Genomic DNA, 20,332 nt, shown 5'->3' with positions numbered 1-20,332 from the left:
ACAAGTGGTTAAGAGTGCGGGATTAATTAGATCAGAATTTCGCATGCAATTTTTATGGTCTGACTTTAATTGGAGTTCTCTATGGCTAGTGGTTTTGTTATCGCAATTTTTAGTGCGATTGTAGCCCTGATATTCAGTGGTATATGGATTAAGGGTATTTTTGATCAATCTACAGGCAACCAGCGGATGCAGGAAATTGCCAAAGCGATTCAGGAAGGTGCCTCGGCATATCTGAAGCGTCAATATATGACGATCGGTATGGTGGGTGCAGTTTTGTTTTTTGCGCTTTGGATCGCGTTAGGTTGGGATACGGCGATAGGTTTCGCTTTAGGCGCTATTCTCTCCGGTGCTGCGGGCTTCCTGGGAATGACAGTATCGGTTCAGTCGAATGTCCGTACTGCTCAGGCTGCGAGCGTTGGATTGAACGAAGCGCTGGCGATTGCTTTCCGTGGCGGTGCGGTAACTGGAATGCTGGTTGTTGGTCTAGGCTTGCTGGGTGTAGCCGGATACTGCGCGATGTTGTTTAACGGCGCTGGACCTGATCAAGCCGTCAGCGATGTCATCAAGCCACTGGTTGGTTTTGCATTTGGCGGATCACTGATTTCTATTTTTGCCCGTTTGGGTGGCGGTATTTTCACCAAAGGTGCGGACGTTGGCGCGGATCTGGTGGGTAAAGTCGAAGCCGGTATTCCGGAAGATGATCCTCGCAATCCAGCCGTTATTGCCGACAACGTGGGCGACAACGTAGGCGATTGTGCCGGGATGGCTGCCGATCTGTTCGAAACCTATGCCGTTACGATCATCGCTACGATGATACTGGGCGCGCTGCTGTTTACAGCCAACGCGCTCGATGCGGTAATTTATCCACTGATGCTGGGCGCGGTTTCTATCGTTGCATCGATTATCGGTTGTTACTATGTCAAGATGCGTGAAGGCGGTAAGATTATGAATGCGCTGTACCGCGGATTGGCAGTTGCTGGCGGTATTGCATTATTTGCTTATCTTCCTGTTACCGTTTGGTTCATGAGCGGTATGACGCTTGATGTCGACGGCACGGAAATAGCAGGTGGTATGCTGGTGATGCGAGTATTCCTGGCGGCAGCGATCGGATTGGTATTGACGGGACTGATGGTTGTCATCACCGAATACTACACATCGACCGATTTTAAGCCGGTTCAACATGTTGCCGAAGCATCAACGACTGGTCATGCAACTAACATCATTGCCGGTTTGGGTGTTTCAATGCGCGCAACCGCAGCACCGGTTCTTGCTGTATGTATCAGTATTCTGCTGGCTTATGCACTGGCGGGCTTATACGGTATCGCGATCGCTGCAACCTCAATGTTATCGATGACCGGTATCATCGTTGCGCTGGATGCATACGGCCCGATCACCGATAACGCGGGTGGTATTGCGGAAATGTCGGAAATGCCGGATTCAGTCCGTGCCATTACCGATCCATTGGATGCTGTTGGTAACACAACTAAAGCAGTGACCAAAGGTTATGCGATCGGTTCAGCAGGACTGGCAGCGTTGGTGTTGTTTGCCGATTATACGCATGCGCTGGAACATGCCGGACACGCGATCACCTTCGACTTATCCAATCACATGGTGATTATTGGCCTGTTTATCGGTGGTATGATTCCTTACTTATTCGGTGCGATGTCGATGGAAGCTGTCGGACGCGCTGCCGGATCGGTAGTGATTGAAGTGCGCCGTCAGTTCAAGGAAATCCCCGGCATCATGGAAGGTACCGCTAAACCGGATTACTCCCGTGCAGTGGATATGCTGACCAAAGCCGCGATCAAGGAAATGATGATTCCTTCACTGTTACCAGTACTGATTCCGCTGTTAGTCGGTGTGATTCTCGGACCGCAAGCACTGGGTGGCGTATTGATGGGTTCCATCGTAACCGGCTTGTTCGTGGCCATTTCCATGACCACCGGCGGCGGTGCTTGGGATAACGCGAAGAAATATATCGAAGATGGTCATTTCGGTGGCAAAGGTAGCGAAGCTCATAAAGCATCCGTGACAGGCGATACCGTGGGCGATCCTTATAAAGATACCGCGGGTCCTGCAATCAATCCATTGATTAAGATTATTAACATTGTGGCATTGCTGATAATTCCATTGCTGTAATAACCGTAATCAAGTAACAACTTGAAAAGCACACCAGTTTACTGGTGTGCTTTTTTTATGACTCAATTCCCCCATCAGTTAAGAAAACTCCGGCTGGAAAACAGCAGCAACGGACTTACAGAAGTTGCGCTTTCTTGAGTAATCCCTTTAAAAATCAATAGCTTTTTCTGCAAATAATCGCGCTTAGTTAAGAAAGATCAGCGCACAGTGATTTTTCTCACAGCCTGAATTCCTCGCGGTCACTATCATTGCGTCAACACAGTTCTTGTGCTGGTGTAATTACACAGGGGCGATTTTTATTTCTATTACCCATGACGATTCCCGTTTAAAGGAGAGAATTCAGATGAAACGCACTTTACCTAAATCGACTGATATGGAGCCAATCGCATTGGTCGGAATTGGTTGCCGTTTTCCTGGCGGAATAAGCGATACAAAAAGTTTCTGGGAGTTACTGGTCAGCAAAAAAGACGGTATTGTTGAAATTCCGGCTGAGCGTTGGAATTTACAGCGCTTCTACGATCCGGAGCCAAATAAACCTGGAAAAATTTATGTGCGGCAAGGCGGCTTCCTGCAACAACGCGTTGATGCATTTGATGCGTTGTTTTTTGGCATTGCTCCACGCGAGGCGGAATGTATGGATCCGCAGCAGCGCTTACTGTTGGAGACAAGCTGGGAAGCACTGGAAGACGCCGGTATACCGCCGGATTCTTTAGCGGGCAGCAATACCGGTGTATTCATTGGTGCATTTACTCTAGACCATCAATTGACCCAGATGGGAAGCGGGAACAGGGATTTGATTGGGGCGCATACCGCAATCGGATCCACCGCTGAACGTATTGTTATTCATTGTTTTAGTAAGTTCTATGCAGATTGTTTTGGCACGTGACAATACTCAGGTAAGGGGCAATTTCTCCAATCAACAAGTTCAATCTCCGAAAGATCCCTCGGAAACGATTCCTCCTAGACCGCGAACCGAAGCGGCTATTCAGGCTAATAATTTTTTCTGGTTTGCTTTCAACAATGGACGGTATGACCTAATTGATCAAGTTCTGAAGGCATTGGTTGGCGCTTATCTCAATGATCCAGGTGATGCGCTTACGGCTGGATTTATCGGCACCACGCATCTTTGGCGTTTGTCGGAACAATCCAGGCTCGCAGAGATTCCGGCTACCATCACGGACAGTATCGTTTTGGGCCGGAAATATTTGAAAAGAAGTGTTGATTTATATCCCAATGCGATTCTTCTAGGGCAACTCGGCGCATTGACCATGGCGGAGGGGCAAATTGATGCCAATGATGCGTTAAGTAAAGATGGGTTGAGCAAATTAATGCGTTCGGTAAAAGATTGGCCGGAATTTAATTTATTTACTCCCGGCTATTTGTTTAGCAGAATGCTGCCGCCGTAAGACGAGAATTATCAAAGGGGCTTGGAAATGTGGTGGGAAGATTACGAGATCTGCTTAGGGGAAAAAGTCGATCGCAGTAACCCTGACTTTACCCCATTTCTATCACGTGAAGTCCACACGGGAAGAAAAAGAGTCTGCTGGAATAATGAAAAAGCACCTCACAATCTGGAGGGCTGGTTCATGAACATGAGGGATATGCTAGTGAAAGCCGGGGACTGGAGTACCGCCAGGAAGATTTATGCAAATGCACGCGTGATTCCAAGCTACTCAACATGGAAGTTTAAAGGTGAACTTGAGGAGCGGATTAACGATGTGCAGTTGAATATAAACCGCTTTAATGCCGCACCTGATGGTTCAAATGGAGAATATAAACCGGTCATGTCGGCTTCACCCTATGCCTGCGCAGTTTGCCACCAGAAGTGAGTGGTGGGTGACGGAGAATAGAGTAGCAATTTAGCTTGATCTGACAGCAGAATCTTGTCAGGAGGTGGGATTACCCGGTTTGATAGAGATGGTGTGAAACTTTGTCTACCAAGCGTGCAAGCGCAAGGAGTAATCCCATGAGTGGTTTTCAACAGAAAGTCATCAAACACGAGATTAGCCTGCTTAATTTGGTAGCTAAGCTTGGCAATGAACTGCTCCGGGTTTTTCGGAGATAAAATGATTTGAGAGGAGAGGGTGATGAATAATAAAATCAGTTATTTATCGGAAGTGCGAGAACGAGCGGTACGATTAGTATTTGAACAGCAAAGAGGAAATGGATCATAGTGGTCTGCAATCGAGCATCAAAGATCTGTCGCTTCGCAATTCGGAACGCCTAGTACAAGCCAATATTAACGCTTTTATTGGAAGTGTTGGCAATTTTTATGACAATGCATTAGCCGAGTCGATTAACGAGTAGTCCGGTTTTACTTGGCTAGGTCATCGAACACAGGCTCACGAAACCAAAACATCTCTGGGCGAACGACAGGTCGAACGCATGAATAGAGCAATCAAAGAAGCAACTGTGAAACGCTTTTACTATAATTCGCATGACCAGCTGAAGGGCTATTTGCATCTTTTGTGATGGCCTATAATTTCGCTAAACGACTGAGAACCCTCAAGGGCCTTACGTCTTATGAGTATTTGCAAGATATGGACAAAAGAGCTTGAACGATTTATCGTTGATTCATCCACAACATACCGGGGGACTAAACATCTAGTTAATTATTTTTCAGTGATAATTATTCACTTGATATTTCATCTTCAAAGCTAAAGCTTTTAGGACGGAATTTTTTCCATCTAGCATATAATTACATTATGTTATTTTGTTTATAACCATTAACTACCCGTGTTTCTAGGGATAACATCAAACTGGATGCTGTTAATCTGAGAATTGGGGATTTTCAAGGGGGATTTATGTCAGTAGAGACGCATTTAAGTAAATTAGAAATCACAGTTGAACAAGCCAATGATTTTATTTCAGCAAATATTAATGATCCCGAGAAATTATTTGATGCAGCTTTTGATAATGCTGTTACAACTGACATGTTACGGGAAATTACAAATTATTCGACAGATACAATTAGAGAATATTTTGCTGCCGCAGGGTTTGATAGCAATGATCTTGATCAAACGCACACCCTGGTAAATTTTGATCCAGGTTCTTTGAAAAATCTTATTGATTACGACAAAAATACCGAGGGAGTTTTGTCTGTTAATTCCTTGCGAGCTAATGTGGAGCCATTAACTCGACATTCAGATTATGACAGTTATTATGATGAAATCTTCTTTGAGAAAACTTATCCATTCCAAGTGAGAGATGGTGTCTATGATTCAGACGAATCAGGTATTCAGCATCTAGGTGATATACCTGCGACTGATGAAAATCTAGAGTCCATATTTTATGGTTCGCTAATAAATATATTCTCGAGAATTGATCAATCTGAACTCACACAAATCAAAAATTTTTCTGGGGATCAAAATTCCGATGGATACCGGTCACTACTTTTTAACTCTATCACAAGCTTACCAACCGATCCCATTGACAGCAGTGTATTAGCAAAAAATGTAATTGCAGATGCTGAGCGAATTATTGTTGAACACCAAGCTGGTGGAATCGTTGGGTTATTAGATGCAAGCTATCTTGGACTAATTTTTATTTAATGTAAGAGGCTTGGTTCAATTCAATTATAGAGTCATTTTGATACCGGAAGCTGGGGGGGGCCTAGATTTTGTGTAAACGGTGGTTAATAATGCCGAGGCATTCTTTCGTTAAATTGAATAGTAAACCTGTTTAGTGCCGGTTTCCAATCTCTTAGTGGCATAGACCATTTTTTGGCGATATTGCTGAGAGCCAAATAAAACAATTTGATCACGGCTTCATCGTTGGGAAACGATCCACGGTTTTTGCTGACTTTGCGTAGGCTCATATTGACTGACTCAATCGCATTGGTGGTGTAAATAATGCGCCGTATCTCAGGCGGGTAGTCGAAGAATGGAATGATGCGTTGCCAGTTATTGCGCCAAGATCGGGCGATCGGTGGATAAGCATAGTTCCATTTATCTTCAAAGTCGGCTAACGCGTGTTCAGCCTCATCAATCGTGGCGGCGCTGTAGACCAAACGTAAATCAGCAGCTACTTCCTTGCGTTTATTCCAGCTGACGTAGTTGAGACTATTACGAACCATGTGCACGATACAGAGTTGTACAATGGCATGTGGATAGATGGTTTCAATCGCTTCGGGAAAGCCCTTTAAGCCATCGACACAGGCGATAAAGATATCTTGCACGCCACGATTTTTGAGTTCAGTGACAACGCTGAGCCAGAACTTGGCACCCTCGGTCTGAGCAATCCATAAGCCCAGTATTTCTTTATGGCCCTCCATGTTAATGCCGATCGCCAGGTAAATCGCTTTGGTACGAACGCTACCAGCGTCACGAACTTTGGCATGGATACAATCGAGATAGATCACAGGATACACCGCATCGAGAGGCCGGGATTGCCACTGCTTCACTTCATCCATTACGCCATCAGTGACCGTAGAAATGAGCGTAGGCGATACTTCTGTGCCATACATTTCAGTGAGGTGCTGTTGGATTTCACGCACTGTCATGCCACGGGCATACAGCGAGAGGATCTTGTCATCAAAGCCCGCCCAGCGGGTCTGATGCTTGGAAATGATCAGAGGCTCGAAGCTGCCCTCACGGTCACGGGGGATCTCGATGGGTAACTCACCGAATTCACCTTTCAAGGTCTTACGGCTTTTACCATTTCTGGTATTGCCAGTGGCATTGACTACCGTTTCGTGCTTATCGTGACCAAGATGATCGGCCATTTCTGCTTGCAAGGCACGTTCAACCAACGCTTTGGTGAGTTGCTTGAGAAGACCATGCTCACCGATTAAATCTTCTGGCTTTTTGTAATCGGCCAGCAGGCTATCAATTAAGCCGGCTGGCAGGGGTTTGGGTGTGGTCATTTTTACTCCAAATATATATAAGCAGTTTCCTGCAATATGACCATTTACACAAAATTATTTACACCCCCCGGAAGCTTACACTTCCGGTAATTTTTCATATAAGCCATTGTCCTGATGGTAAGTGTTTTATTTGGGAATATTTTGTTTCGATAAAGTAATCCGAGATTAAATTAATTAAGGGATTTTACACAGCTACAGGTTTTCTCAGATACTAATTTACCCCCATCGTATACCGGCCCAGTACATTCGTGCCTATATCTTGTAGAACGACAATGGTCAGCATAAACTAGACCACTTCCACTGGCATATTGTAAAGCCAATTCTTCGAGAGATGAATGTGCATCAATAGATGGTGCAACGAGTTTAGGTATGAGTATTTTTATTCCTTCATCTTCATTCTTAGTTACGATAGCAATAAATTTTATGTTATCTTCATTTGAAACTTCAGTCGATAAATTTTCTTTTGAGTAAAGTTTAATTGTTGGTTTAATTACTTTCGAGTCAAAAATGTGAGATGGTGACGAATTAAGGCGATCGATTGTTACAAATAAAGTGTACGCAAAATACATGAACAATATGCTAAAGATCACTTTAAATACTCTCATAACCCATAAACTGCTTGTCGATTCTACTGATATACTCATTACTTTCCCCTTTAAAAATTTAAAGTTAACTGAACAAAAAGTGCACGAAAAGGTGCATAGCGTGGTGGCATCGGTTGAGATGTATAGAATTGTGAGTTTCTAAAATAGAAGTCCTCGCCTAGAAGATTCCGACCTTCAAAACTTATTAATCCTCTCCTCTGTGGCAATCTGTATCCAATGGAAGCATCTAATAAGAAAAAACTGCTCAACCCTTCAATCTTAAAATCTCTTGGATATTCACCAGCCCTCTTAAAACCATTTATAGTTGATATATCACTAATCCTTTCCAGGTCTTGTTTAACATAAGTTCCTGTGAGTTTAAGAAAAATACCGTTTGGATTGAAATAATTCAGGCTGACAGGAATACTTAGTGTTTGAATATTATTGGGTTCAATACCATTCCCGAAACGCTCTTTTCTGCTGAATTTCTCAAATTGTAATTCATGGGTAAATGACCAATGAGTTGTCATCAACCCATATAGATATGCACGATATAGTTGTTCTTTTTGAGTTTCTGAGGAGCCTCCTAAAAAGGGCATGTCTAATTGGCGAATAGACCCTTCGATGCCACCATAAAGATTCTTTGAGAATTGAACATCTACGCCAATTCCTTTTCGCTTTGATTTTGTACCAATCGGATCATCGTACAGTTGATTAAAACCCGCTACCTGTGTTGGTTCGATTGTTTGTTGTGCAATTAAACCAGATTTGACTGTTTCGACCCAAGCAGCTCTTACTCGAACAGTATTGGCAATATTCCATTGCAAACCAATTTTAGGATCTATCTCATTAAAATGAAATGGTTTAACCGATTTGAATTCACTCTTGTTCTGATACGAATTGTAGCTTGCCCCAAACGTAGCAACCAGATTGGTTAGTAAATTTACATTTGAATAAAAATGTAAATTATGATTCTGCTCTTTAGTTAGTATATCGTCATAACATGTTCTTTCAACACAGGCTCTGGGATTTTTTAGTTGTGCAGAGCTATTGGCCCATATTTCATAGACTCCTCCTCCCGTTACAAAATTGATAAATTGCTTCCTTAGATGATGCTGTACTTCAACTTGATAGGCTTCTGAATTTGCATGTGAAAATTCTGCTTGACGACCGTACGAATTCTTTTGGAAGAAGTCAAAAGTTCGGTGTTCATCTCTGTTCTTATACATTGCAGATACAATAAAATCTTGTTCAGGTGAAATCGCATAGCGAAAACCAGTGCGCGCTGTATTTTCATTATATTTCAGAGAATTAATCTGAGAAAAGAAGTTTGGATTAAAATTAAGTGTAATATCGCCATGTTGAGTTTGGCGCGTACGGAATTCTGCCTGAACGTTAAATTTTGGCGTGAATGCATGCTGAATGAATGCATTATAGATATTGTGTTTCTGATCATTGTTTGGACGAAAACCATTGGTTTCATGGTGAAATTGCCCGAGACTGATCGATGTTCGATCATAGAGCTTGGAAAAAACCATTTCATTTCCTAGAGTGCCGTTATTACCTGCAACGCCTGAAACGACCAGTTGTGGCTTGCTTCGTTCCATTAGTGGTGCGAATTCATTGAACCCAAGCGTGGATGGCCCCGTATTGTTGATAATATTGAGGTCAGCGACCGCTGCATGTGGCTGTACCGGATTAACGTTAATGGGTTGTAGAAGCTGAGCTTGAAGGAGTTCGCTAACACGTGCGACTTCGTGACGAGGAGTATTCGCATAGGTGTCCGATAAGAACCGGTGCGCCGAATGATTTGCGGGATCAAAGCTCAATGATTTGGCCGTTTCCATGATGGCACGCCGTTCAAACCCCAGATTCTCGAAGATCCGTGCCAAGCTGGAGCCGCGCGCCGCTTCGTCACGATCCAGCAGAAATTGGGAGCGGTATACTGCGCGGTTATTGTTCAGTTCAATCGATTTTTGAATGTCTTTTAATGCCTCTACCGGGCGATTCTGCGTTTGTTTTTGAATCGCATCATAGAACCAAGGTGTTGGATCCTTGGGGTCACGTTCCTTGGCGAGATCGAATTGCGTGCTGGCAAGCGGATAGCGTTTTTCCTCAAAATAAGCTTTACCCAGGTAACTACGGATTAGCGAGTTCGCTGGATCCAAACTGGCGGCAATCTCCAATTCTATCCGGCCCGCTTCCAGTTCTCCTTCACGGATCAAGGCGAGTCCCAATCCAAGCCGTGGCATGGGATCGGCCTGGTCCAATGCAATGGCGCGATGGAAAATATCTTTCGCGGTTTGGGTATCGATTTGCAGCAGATGCGCAAAACCTAATACCGCTTGAGTTTTTGCCAGACCGGGATTTAAACTTACGGCAAGTTTTGCGGCATCCAGAGCACGTTCCAGATAGCCTACGGACATCTGTAACTCGGCTAATCGGGCCCAAATCAGTGCGTTCTGAGCATCGGATGCCAGTGCCTTTTGTACACTCGCTAACGCTGCCTCAATCTCAAAATGCGCTTGCTGCGTATAAGAAAGCGCTAAATGTCCGGCAGCCGATTCCGGGTCGAGCGTGACAGCCTTGCTCGCAAGCTCCAGCGCCTGGTCTTTTTCATTCTGAACCAGAGCAATGATGGCCAGCAGCGCATGTGCGTTACTATTGTTAAGTTCTAGTTGCAGGACTTGCTGGATGATTTCCTTAGCTTCATCAGCCTGTCCGACAGTCAACAAATGGCTTGCTTGACGAACCAAAGTACTGGAACCGTCTTCACTACCCTGCCAATAATCCAGGATGACGGGATAATACAATGCCCACTGCACGGCATCCGCCGGCCGGATGATGATTTCTTTACGTGGTGCTTGTCCTTTGTATGTGACAGCTGCTTCATGATCATGAAGCAATAAGCTTCCCAGCTCATTGCTGACCGATACTTTGCCTTCATACACGACAACTTCTGTATTGTCTTCCCTAAGACCCACAACGAATTCTGTGCCTTCCACACTGGCATTGACAAAGGGGGTTCTTATTTTAAAGGGCTGAGGCGTGCGCGTAATGATGTGGATCGCACCTTCGAATAAGTCCAGTAAGGAGGTGCCTCCTTCTTCTTGAACTGCTGGAAATGTGATGCTGGTTTTTTGATCAAGCCGTAGCATGCTGTTATTGCTTAAACGCAGCGCCGCTCGGCTTTGCGACCGGGCGCGAATCATATCTCCGGCGCAAAGAACTACTTCCATCCCCGCTTGCTGCCAGACATTCTCTTGAGTCCGGCGTATTTCGATCATACCCTGCATCGATACCAATCGCGCTACTTCCGGCTTGCACGTTGGTGCCGCATGTGCCTGGGTGATATACGTCATCCAGCAGGTCACTGTAAAAATAGTGAGTATCAGCGCTGAGAATTTTCTCTGATGTGAGTAGATTGCCACTGCCCAACATATTTTCATTATCGATCTTTCGCTATCAGCTCAATTGTTGAGCATTGATTTGCAATTCTGTATCAGAAATAACAAGATATTGAAGACTTGTTATGCATTTTCTCATTATACTGAATCGATGGCCTTATAACCAATAAGGTAAATGATTCTAATCAAAGAGGCATATTTCTGTCTGTGACTTTTCTCACAGAAGAGCTCTTAAAACACAATGATTTTATTTCTTTGAGCAGCTACTATGAATTACTCGCTGTCTATTTTTAGGATAACCAAAGAGGTTACGGGGAGGACTCGTTCTGATATTTGGAACACAACGACAGAAAGTGATGGGTCGGGCCGTCGGAAGGGAATTCTCTCAGAATATCGTAAAAATACTGACTGGCTTCGGTCCATTGTTTCAGTTCATAAGCATTTAAAGCTTTTGCAAAGATTTCGCATAGCCATAGCTGTTGCTTGCTGGCTGATTGCCGGTAGGCAATCAGCTCAAAAAGCTCAACGGATTGAGTTCTCCCCGGTAATTGAAAGCTTCCCAGAGGACGGACAAGAAAATCGTCCAATTCTTCGATTACATCGCTCGATAGCAGAATTCGCGTTTTTAAAATTTTATTAGTATTTTGAATCCTGTTTGCTGTATTGACGACATCTCCCGTGACGCGGTAAGTTCCATCGCTTTTGTTCAGTGACATATCACCAAAATGCAAGCCGATTCGGGTTGGCAGCGGCGGATTATGTAATTTGTTGAAACGCATAATGGCAGCATTAAGGTCAAGTGCTGCTTTGCAGGCACGAAGCTTCTCAGTGGAATTAGGCGTTTTCCTGATCGGCCGAAAAATCGCTGGTGTGCGTGGATTATCTGGTTTTTTAATCCATATGGAGAGGGATGAGTCGCCTGTGGTATCCATAACTCTGCCATGATGCTGATCAATTGCATCCCTCAATACAGTCCGGTAATTGGTCATCAATTTCTCAAGATCAGAGGGATTCATTGTTTCGGACAGTGTCGTGTAACCCGCGATATCGGTCGTTAGGCATGCACCCGAGAATTTCCCTGCCCGCCCTTCAATGATCTGATCAAGTTCTCGAGCCGGGCCGGATTTACCAATAAAGCCTTCTAGCTTAAGAATTTTTAATACCCAGGCGAGCATAAGCGCGACTAACACTAACAGGGCCGGAATAATGACCGGGAGCCATATCAGGGTATGTTTAAAGAAAGAGAATGCAATGAAAGTATAGATAAGGACGACGGAAAGACTCAGAGCGATGGTTTTGCGCGTCGACAGGATTTGAGTTGCCATGCCGATGGCAAACCCCAACAGAAATAAAATACTTAAATTACCGGCTAAAGACAAAGGTCTGACCGGTTTGTTTTCGAGCAAATTGGCGAAAGCCGTGGCGGCAATCTCGACGCCGCTGATATAAAGCCCATCCGGATTGGAAAATACCGTGGGGTAATCGTCCCGGACGATTTCTTGCTCGGACTGAGTAGCGCCGGAAAATCCAACGAAAACGACTTTATTTTTTAACGCGCCCTTTTCTAATTGCAGTGCTTGATCATACGAAATGGTCTTTATGCTGCGCGGCGGGCCGTAGAAATTCAAGTAACGGGTTTGATCGCCAGCGTACAGGTCGAGCAGCGATCTTAGCAGTTTCTTTTCTTCCGGTTTTAAATGGCGATCGCGATCCAAACCTTCTTTCATTTGAACAGCTAGCCGCGGATTGCCTGCGAATAGATTGCGCAGTGTCAGGATCAGATCCTCAATATCCGTTTCTTCGTTGATGCGAGCGGGTAATTGCGTGGCAAGCTCCGGTTCCGCTGAGCTGAGCAGCCGGGCAAAGTCTTCGTACAACGCCGCTGCATAGAGTTGTAATACCACAACCGGCACCGTAGCGATATCACCGGCATACGATTTGAAAGTCCAGTAATGATGAACTCGTTCCGCTTTCGGCAATGTGAAAGGCGCCCGGGCCTTTGCAGCCTCCCCGATGATTGGCAAGAGCTGAGTAGTGCCTTCTTGAATAAACGCTTGATAAGTAATGCCATCGAGCCGATTCAGCGATGTCGAATCCTGATAATCCAGCCGTTCCACCAACAGGACATTGCCTGCTCTTTTAATGGCATTGGCCAGTTCCTCATCTTGTTCTGGTATGTCACTGGGGGTGTCAAAAATAAGATCGAAGATGATAGTGTTGGCACCGGCTGCCGCAAGCTGATCAACTAATCGTGCGTGTATACTTCTCGGCCACAGTCGTGGCTTAACGTGCAGTTTGAGCTGTGCGGCGGATTGCTGATCAAGCGCAACGACGACTACCTCATCGGGTGCCTGGATTGCGCCGCGTAACAGAAACAATGCGTTCAAACCGAATCGTTCTTCCAACCATAAGCCAGCAGGTGACAAATAGAGGGTTACGCCGAGCAAACCGGTAAAAATGCCCAAAAAAAAGTATTTAAGCCATCTGCCCATAGTCGCTTTAACTAATTGAGGAAAGTATCAGAAATGATTGCTCATGCAGATTAGCATTTAGCGGTTATTTTGCAAGCATCCTAGCTTCGCTAGGATGCGGCGGGAATTTAAAAAGCGCCTCTAATCCCTGCGACAATGGCTCGCCCCGGCAATGGAGCAACATCTTTCAAGAAGGAAGTATGAACGCGCATATCGCTATCGAGCAAATTCCGGCCCTGCAGAAAAAGCGTATAGTTGACCGACTTGGTTAGTTTCATGTGATAGCTCATTTCGGCGTTCATCAGGATATAACCTGGGGTTTCGCTTTCCAATACGGCGACGCGATCCTGTTGAGTGACACGAGTGAGGTTGAAATTGGCTTGCCAGGCATTTTTCTTGAAATCCAGATCAAAGCCGAAACGTTGCGGTGTTATGCGCGGGATGTTGCCGTTATTTTTCAATCTGCCATAAACCATATCGGTGAATAACCGCAAATTCAACGTATCCGGTATTACTGCAACGATGGCTTCGGCTTCCAGGCCATAGAATTTCGCCCGGGTTTGAGTGTAATCCTGTACCAGATAAGCGCCGTGATTATCCAGCATGCCCTCATCGTTGATTCTATCCGCTAGCCCGTCGCCATTGCTGTCACGGCTTTGCTGAAAAATATAATCGTTGACATGGTTATAGAACAAATTCACTTTGCCCGTAATCAGGCCGCTGGTTTTCTGCAGCGCAATATCGAAATTATTGGAAGTTTCTTTGCGCAGGTTTTGCGCGCCTTGCTCAAAAGTGTTGGTGGCCACATGAATACCGTTGGCATACAGCGCGACGGTATTCGGCGCGCGTTGTCCGCGCGTGGCCGTCAGATTGAGTTGATAGCCATCCCTGAATTGCCAAGCGCTTCCCGCGGAAATGCTGTACAAATTAAAATCGCGTGCTTGCAACGATGCTGCTTGCGGGTTATGCAGGGTATGTTCAAAGCGTCCACCGGCTTCAAACTGCCAGCGTTGCCAATTGCGTTTTTCCAGCATAAACGCGCTGGCCGATTGCGACAGGCTGGATGGCACGAAAGCTTCCTCGCCTTTTGCGGAAAAATTGCGGTTTTGTAATTGAATGCCCATGATGCCTTGCCATTGGGCGATTGGCTTGTGGGCTAATTCGGCGCGTCCTTCCAGTTCGTTATTGCTGAAACGGCTGCCGACCGCGCCGCTTTGTTCGAGTTCTTTGTGTTGATAATCGTTGTAATTGAAGCGCATCTTGAGCTGCCGGAATCCTTTCAGCGGATTATCCAGATCACCCGCCAGACCGTAGCGGGTCTGACCCATATCGATTTTCGCGCCTTCCGGGCCGGGAATACCGTAAAAATTTTCCAATCTTGAAACCGACATCCCCGCAAAGCCACGTTCGCCGACGTACGAACTGCCTACCGATAAATTGCTGGAATCGATCGCGCTGTTTCTGATCAAGCCGGTGCCGCTGTCCGGATCATTGGGATTCGCTAGTCCGGGGATATGCACATCGCTGGTTTTTCTTTTCACGCCTTCAAGATTCCAGGACATCCTGCCCAAACTGCCGGATGCCATGAGGGCGCCATTGCGTTCTTCCAGCGCGGAATTGAAGCGCCCTTCAAAGTTTGCTTGCGGCTTTTTGAATAAGCGGTCGGGTATGCGGTCGTTGATCACGTTCACCACACCACCGGAAATACCGCTGCCATACATCAATGTCGATGGTCCACGTAATATCTCGATGCGCGATGCATTTAAGGTTTCGGTCGCGACGGCGTGATCCGGGCTGATGGTTGAGATATCGCCGGTGCCGATGCCATTTTCCAGTACCTGTACGCGCGGCCCATCCTGACCGCGGATAATCGGGCGGCCAGCGCCAGGACCGAAACTGCTGGAACTGACCCCCAGTTCATGCGATAACGTATCGCCCAGATTGGTTTCCCTTTTCCGGCGCAGACGATCTCCTGACACAACCGTGTCCGGTTTGAATCCGGCCGATTCAGCCGAACTTGAAACAGGCGCAGTAATCATCACACCGGGCAGCTCGACGTTTTTGCCGGCGGTTTGCCCGGAACTATGCAACGGATGCAGCAAAAATATAAACAGCGTGATGGTTGCCGGTTTCGACAGCAAGTTTTTACGCTGCCATCGCGCGTTATTTGATTCATGATCAGAATAATCCATACAACTTTCCTAACCCTGACGGGTATTTGCCGTGCAACTGAGTTGCACCAATGGAACTGATCAATCACAGGTAAGCAATGCAAATCAAAGCAATCGACCGATTGCTGATGATTAAGTCAAGCCTGGATTAACAACCTCAAGAATCAGAGCAGCTGGAATGGTGGTGCGCGCGAGCAGTAAGGAAGTGTGGTGCGATTGGAATGACGCCCCATGGCCCATAATGGCAACCGGCGGTGATTTGCCGGGTTGCGCAGAAGCAGGCCCGAAGCGATCAGAATGAAGTTTAATGCAGTGAGTGCGACGCAATCGAAGCAAATTTCGTCAAGATCAACACTGGCATCAGCTTCGCTTCCGGCGGCATCAAGCACATCGGTTTGTGCATAATGTGTGAAAGCATGCGCCAGCAAGAAGACCGGCACAGCTAACAAAGCCAGCGTCAAAAATAGAAATAAGCTTTTGCGTAGCATAGTCAACAGCAGTTAGCGCAAAGGCCTTTGACGGTCAATTCAATTTCCTGGAACCGGTAACCGGCCGGTAGCGGCCAGTTTGCTTCTACCGGTAATTTATCCAGGCAAATCACTTGCGCGCAACCTGTGCATTTGAAGTGCGCATGTTGATGTGAATGCAATTCGCGATTGGCGTGATAACGCCACGCCCGGTCGTCGCTGGTTACTTTATGGATCAAATTTTTCTCGACCAGCCACTCTAGCGCGCGATATAAAGTCACCCGGTCCAATTGCAGCGCTTGTGGCAGGCGTTGTTCAATTTCGCGGTGGGTAATGGCCTGCTGCTCAGCCAGCAAAATGGCCAGAATTCCGGTTCTGCCCACAGTTGCCCGTCCGCCGTTGTGCCGGATCATGTCTTCTGCGGTATGATGAAACTGATTAAGCATACTTAAATAAATGCAACAATGTTGCGATTATTGTAACTAAGTGATTTTCATGGCGCAACAAGTTGTTCTTTTAATCCTGGATTACTTGGCGCTATCGGGAAGAATGTCGATTGTTCATTCCGGTGAAGTCTTACCAATACTGGAGAATTGATATGAAAAAATGGGGATGGGTTCTTCTGATCGCTGCCATGATGTCCGCCGGGGGGGTGCGAGCGGATGGGGATCATCATGCCGGTGCATTCGATGAGAAAAATCTGGGAAAAGTGACCTTCCCGGTTTCCTGTGCGCCAGCCGCGCAAGCACAGTTCAATCAAGCCGTCGCGATGTTGCATTCCTTTTGGTACGACGAAGCCGGAAAGACATTCCGCCAAGTGACCGTTACCGATCCGGCTTGCGCGATGGGTTATTGGGGCGTTGCGATGAGCCTGTATTACCAGTTATGGGCGACAGCGCCGACTGCGGCAGAACTGCAAACGGGGCGCGAAGCGTTGCAGCAGGCAAAAAAGCTGGCAATCAAGACAGAGCGTGAGAAAGCTTACCTTGAAGCCGTAAGTTTTTTGTATCCCGAAGATGAAAAAGTGGACCTCACTACCAGAAAGCTGATGTATCAGAAAGCGATGGAACAAGTCCTGAAACACAATCCAGATGACCGGGAGGCTGCGGTGTTCTATGCTTTAGCGCTGATTTCCACGGCATCGCCCAAGGACAAGACTTTTGCCAATCAGAAGAAAGCATTACATCTATTGCAGCAGGTGCTGGAACATGAGCCGGAACACCCCGGCGTGGCGCATTACATCATTCACAGCAGCGATTACCCCGAACTCGCCGGGCTTGGATTGAGCGCGGCGCGCGCTTATACGCACATTGCACCGGCGGTGCCGCATGCATTGCACATGCCTTCGCATATTTTCATCCGGCTCGGGCTATGGCAGGATGCGGCGCAATCGAATCTGGCCGCCTATCATGCGGCAAAAGATCACGCGCGGAAAAATGCATTGTCCGGAACTTGGGATCAGCAGTTCCATTTCATGGATTACATGATGTACGCGTATCTGCAAAGCGGTGAGACGGAAAAAGCCAGGGAAATTCTGCGCGAACTGCAAGGCATCAAAAAAGCGCAGCCGGAAAATACCACCGTCGCCTATGCTTTTGCTGCGATTCCAGCGCGTTATGCGATAGAACGCGGCGAGTGGAGTGAAGCCGCAAAACTCGAGGTATTGCCAGCGGATTTTCCTTGGCAGCAATTTGGCTGGTGCGAGGCCATCACGCACTTTGCTCGTGGTTTAGGTGCCGCGCGCAGCGGAAAAATGGACATTGCCCACTACAGCCTGCGGCAGCTGAAGGTTTTACGCAATGCCGATCAAGCGGACAATAAAGACTACACCGCCAGTCAAATCGACATCCAACGCTTAGCGGTAGCTGCCTGGATTGCTTATGCGGAAGGTGAAACGGAAGAAGCGGTGAAACTCATGCGTGCTTCGGCGGACCTGGAAGATTCGACCGAAAAAGACAATGTCACGCCCGGCGCAATCATTCCGGCCAGAGAACTGCTCGGCGAATTATTGCTGGAATTGAAGCAACCCAGTGATGCGTTGAAGGAATTGGAAGCATCCTTGATACGCACGCCCAACCGGCGCAATGGTGTTTATCGTGCAGCACAGGCAGCAAGAGAAGCTGGGGATCAGTCCAAAGCAGAGCAATACCAGCAACAGTATCAGCAGTTGACCCTATCTAACCAGTCGCACAAATGAATAAGTAATTTTCTGGATTTAATTGGTCAAATCTGAAAATTGTTTATAATAAAAGACATGAAAGCATATCGCTACAAATGGCTATTGGTTTTTTTCATGCTGTGGCTCCCGTTGCAAGGCGCTGCAGCGGCTATTTTGTCAGTCTGCGTACAGGAAAAAAACTTCACCGCTACGCATGACAAATCAGCGATTATCATCGACAATCACCATCATGATGGTTGCCATAAGCAAACGGACAATAGTACCAGTGAGCATGCCGGGCATGTCTTAGCCAGCTTGCCGTGCGACGATACTTCCTGCGATGCGTACAGTCATACGCCAGTGCTTCCGGGTGCTGCCGTATCCATGCCAGTTACCGATACTTCCACCATTGCTTCATTTGATTCCGGCTTTGTCTCGTTTGTGCCGGAACACCCGCAACGTCCTCCGGTAGTAATCTCCCTTTAGCACTTTTTGCCTGAGTGTCAGGTAAAAAGTGCAATTTCTTGCATGAGCTTTGTGCTTGCGCGAATGCTGCGCAAGCCATGAAATATTGACAATTATCGTCAATGTCTGCCCATCACCGGCGGAACCGGTGAGATTACCTGCTAGGAGGACAAGCATGTTCGTATCATTCATTCTTAACACTCGTCAGCAACAGCAAAACACCTTCAGGAGGCTGCGATGAACCGCGCCGGTGTGATCGTGATCGCGCTGCTAGCTACCGCCATTACAACCGCAGCGCAGGGGCAAGAAATGTTGGCCGGTAAAACTGGAACAACCATGCTGAGCCGCGCTGTTCCAGCAGAAACGCTTACAACAGCCAATGCTCGCCATGCGGTATTGTTGCCCGGCTTGATTGCGGAAGCGTTGGAGAACAATCCCGAGATTCAGGCCGCCTATCAAGAACGCGAAGCAGCCCGGCAGCGCATCGCACCGGCGGAGGCGCTGGACGATCCGATGCTCGAGGCGGGCGTGATCAATGCGCCTTTGGCGTCATCGCCGTTTAACCGCGAAGATATGACGATGAAAATGATCGGTCTTTCCCAGCGCTTGCCGTTTCCCGGTAAACGCGGTTTGCGCAAGGAAGTCGCCAGCAAGGATGCGGAAGCCATTGAGCAGGGCTACCATGAAACGGTTAACCGCGTCGTGCATGATCTGAAAACCGCCTACTTTGATCTTGGGCTTACGCTGGAAATGATCAAGCTGGTTGAGAAAAATAAGCAAACACTGGAACACTTTCTACGCATGGCCGAAGCGCGCTATCAGGTTGGAGAAAGCAGTCAGGCCGATGTGCTGAAAGCGCAAATGCAAGTATCGAGAATGCTGGACAGGTTGTTGGGGCTCGAGCGCGAGCTACCGGCGTTTGAAGCCGAACTCATCCGCGCGCTGGGGCGTAGCACGCGCGGCGAGATTCCGGCGCCGGTATTGTTGCAGATTCACGAAACGCCTTTGCTGCTGGAAGCGCTGCAACAAGAAGCCTGGACGCAACGCCCGCAATTGCTGGCACTACAGAGTTTGATTGCACGCAATGAGAAATCCGCCGATCTGGCGCGCAAGGCGTACTACCCGGATTTCGATGTGCGCGTATCGTACGGTCAGCGCGATAACACGCTGGGCAGCATGCGGCGTGACGACATGGTCAGTATGACTGTGGCGGTCAACTTGCCGGTATGGCGCGGCAACAAAATTGAGCCGCGTATTATGGAATCGCAAGCCATGCGTGACCAGGCAATCAGTTTGTATCAGGCGCAGCGTAATGACATCGCGGCAAAACTGCGTCAGCAGATTGCGATGGCCGAACAGAGTATGAAATCGGTCAAACTCTATCAGACCGCGATTCTGCCGCAGGCAAAGCTAACCGTTGAATCCGCGCTGGCGGCCTATCAAGTAAACCGGGTTGATTTTCTGACTTTGCTGGATAACCAGATGACGGTATTCGACTATGAAACCAGCCTGATTACCGCGATCGCGAATTACAACAAAGCGCTGGCAGAAATCGATTTTCTGATTGGCAAGAAGCAACACTAACGAATACCGATTATGGAGCTTT

Annotated in this window: 16 protein-coding genes and 1 pseudogene; 10 read left to right on the top strand and 7 right to left on the bottom strand. The window is 47.1% G+C overall.

All coding sequences use genetic code 11. The features are described 5' to 3' along the window. Window positions 1-81 precede the first annotated feature (81 nt). The 7 genes and pseudogenes from R2083_RS14435 to R2083_RS14405 all read left to right on the top strand — a co-directional run bounded on the left by R2083_RS14435 (window position 82) and on the right by R2083_RS14405 (window position 5,690). Window positions 82-2,139, top strand: coding sequence for a sodium-translocating pyrophosphatase (locus R2083_RS14435; protein ID WP_317531914.1), 2,058 nt, complete (start codon window positions 82-84; stop codon window positions 2,137-2,139). Between the two features lie 343 nt (window positions 2,140-2,482). Further along, entirely contained in the window at window positions 2,483-3,025 is a 543-nt protein-coding gene (locus R2083_RS14430; RefSeq protein ID WP_317538865.1) for a polyketide synthase, read from the top strand. Then, a complete protein-coding gene (locus R2083_RS14425; RefSeq protein WP_317538864.1) occupies window positions 3,015-3,545 on the top strand; it encodes a hypothetical protein in 531 nt (176 codons plus the stop codon). The genes R2083_RS14430 and R2083_RS14425 overlap by 11 nt, the downstream gene beginning before the upstream one ends. A 27-nt stretch (window positions 3,546-3,572) precedes the next feature. Next, on the top strand, window positions 3,573-3,968 hold the full coding sequence (locus tag R2083_RS14420; RefSeq protein ID WP_317538863.1) for a hypothetical protein: 396 nt from the start codon (window positions 3,573-3,575) through the stop codon (window positions 3,966-3,968). A 334-nt stretch (window positions 3,969-4,302) separates the two neighbouring features. After that, a complete protein-coding gene (locus tag R2083_RS14415; protein WP_317539013.1) occupies window positions 4,303-4,446 on the top strand; it encodes a hypothetical protein in 144 nt (47 codons plus the stop codon). A 22-nt stretch (window positions 4,447-4,468) separates the two neighbouring features. Then, window positions 4,469-4,800: pseudogene (locus tag R2083_RS14410) on the top strand (hypothetical protein); the annotation flags it as partial. Between the two features lie 143 nt (window positions 4,801-4,943). After that, window positions 4,944-5,690: a hypothetical protein gene (locus R2083_RS14405; protein WP_317538862.1), complete on the top strand. Its 747-nt coding sequence runs from the start codon at window positions 4,944-4,946 to the stop codon at window positions 5,688-5,690. Window positions 5,691-5,773: 83 nt separating this feature from the next. Here the strand turns inward: R2083_RS14405 and R2083_RS14400 are convergent, their stop codons facing one another. The 7 genes from R2083_RS14400 to R2083_RS14370 all read right to left on the bottom strand — a co-directional run bounded on the left by R2083_RS14400 (window position 5,774) and on the right by R2083_RS14370 (window position 16,516). Beyond that, complete coding sequence (locus R2083_RS14400; protein WP_317538861.1) at window positions 5,774-7,003, bottom strand: IS256 family transposase; 1,230 nt, start codon at window positions 7,001-7,003, stop codon at window positions 5,774-5,776. Between the two features lie 170 nt (window positions 7,004-7,173). Further along, window positions 7,174-7,647 (bottom strand): hypothetical protein, encoded by a 474-nt coding sequence (locus R2083_RS14395; RefSeq protein ID WP_317538860.1) that lies wholly within the window; start codon window positions 7,645-7,647, stop codon window positions 7,174-7,176. 11 nt (window positions 7,648-7,658) lie between these two features. Then, window positions 7,659-10,949, bottom strand: coding sequence for a FecR domain-containing protein (locus R2083_RS14390; protein WP_317538859.1), 3,291 nt, complete (start codon window positions 10,947-10,949; stop codon window positions 7,659-7,661). A gap of 353 nt (window positions 10,950-11,302) precedes the next feature. Then, entirely contained in the window at window positions 11,303-13,486 is a 2,184-nt protein-coding gene (locus R2083_RS14385) for an adenylate/guanylate cyclase domain-containing protein (protein WP_317538858.1), read from the bottom strand. Between the two features lie 107 nt (window positions 13,487-13,593). Continuing rightward, the gene (locus R2083_RS14380) at window positions 13,594-15,657 is read right to left on the bottom strand and encodes a TonB-dependent receptor (protein WP_317538857.1); all 2,064 of its coding nucleotides are present in this window, start codon (window positions 15,655-15,657) and stop codon (window positions 13,594-13,596) included. A gap of 143 nt (window positions 15,658-15,800) precedes the next feature. Further along, a complete protein-coding gene (locus tag R2083_RS14375) occupies window positions 15,801-16,124 on the bottom strand; it encodes a hypothetical protein (RefSeq protein ID WP_317538856.1) in 324 nt (107 codons plus the stop codon). A 2-nt stretch (window positions 16,125-16,126) separates the two neighbouring features. Further along, window positions 16,127-16,516, bottom strand: a complete 390-nt coding sequence (locus R2083_RS14370) for a Fur family transcriptional regulator (protein WP_317538855.1) — start codon at window positions 16,514-16,516, stop codon at window positions 16,127-16,129. Window positions 16,517-16,701: 185 nt separating this feature from the next. Between R2083_RS14370 and R2083_RS14365 the strand changes: the two genes are divergently transcribed. The 3 genes from R2083_RS14365 to R2083_RS14355 all read left to right on the top strand — a co-directional run bounded on the left by R2083_RS14365 (window position 16,702) and on the right by R2083_RS14355 (window position 20,310). After that, the gene (locus R2083_RS14365; RefSeq protein ID WP_317538854.1) at window positions 16,702-18,300 is read left to right on the top strand and encodes a hypothetical protein; all 1,599 of its coding nucleotides are present in this window, start codon (window positions 16,702-16,704) and stop codon (window positions 18,298-18,300) included. 57 nt (window positions 18,301-18,357) lie between these two features. Then, window positions 18,358-18,747 (top strand): hypothetical protein, encoded by a 390-nt coding sequence (locus R2083_RS14360; protein WP_317538853.1) that lies wholly within the window; start codon window positions 18,358-18,360, stop codon window positions 18,745-18,747. A 216-nt stretch (window positions 18,748-18,963) separates the two neighbouring features. Continuing rightward, entirely contained in the window at window positions 18,964-20,310 is a 1,347-nt protein-coding gene (locus R2083_RS14355; RefSeq protein ID WP_317538852.1) for a TolC family protein, read from the top strand. Window positions 20,311-20,332: the final 22 nt, after the last annotated feature.

It is taken from the genome of Nitrosomonas sp. Is35, from assembly GCF_033063295.1.
Taxonomy (GTDB): domain Bacteria; phylum Pseudomonadota; class Gammaproteobacteria; order Burkholderiales; family Nitrosomonadaceae; genus Nitrosomonas.
This window is presented reverse-complemented; position numbering and strand designations above follow the sequence as displayed.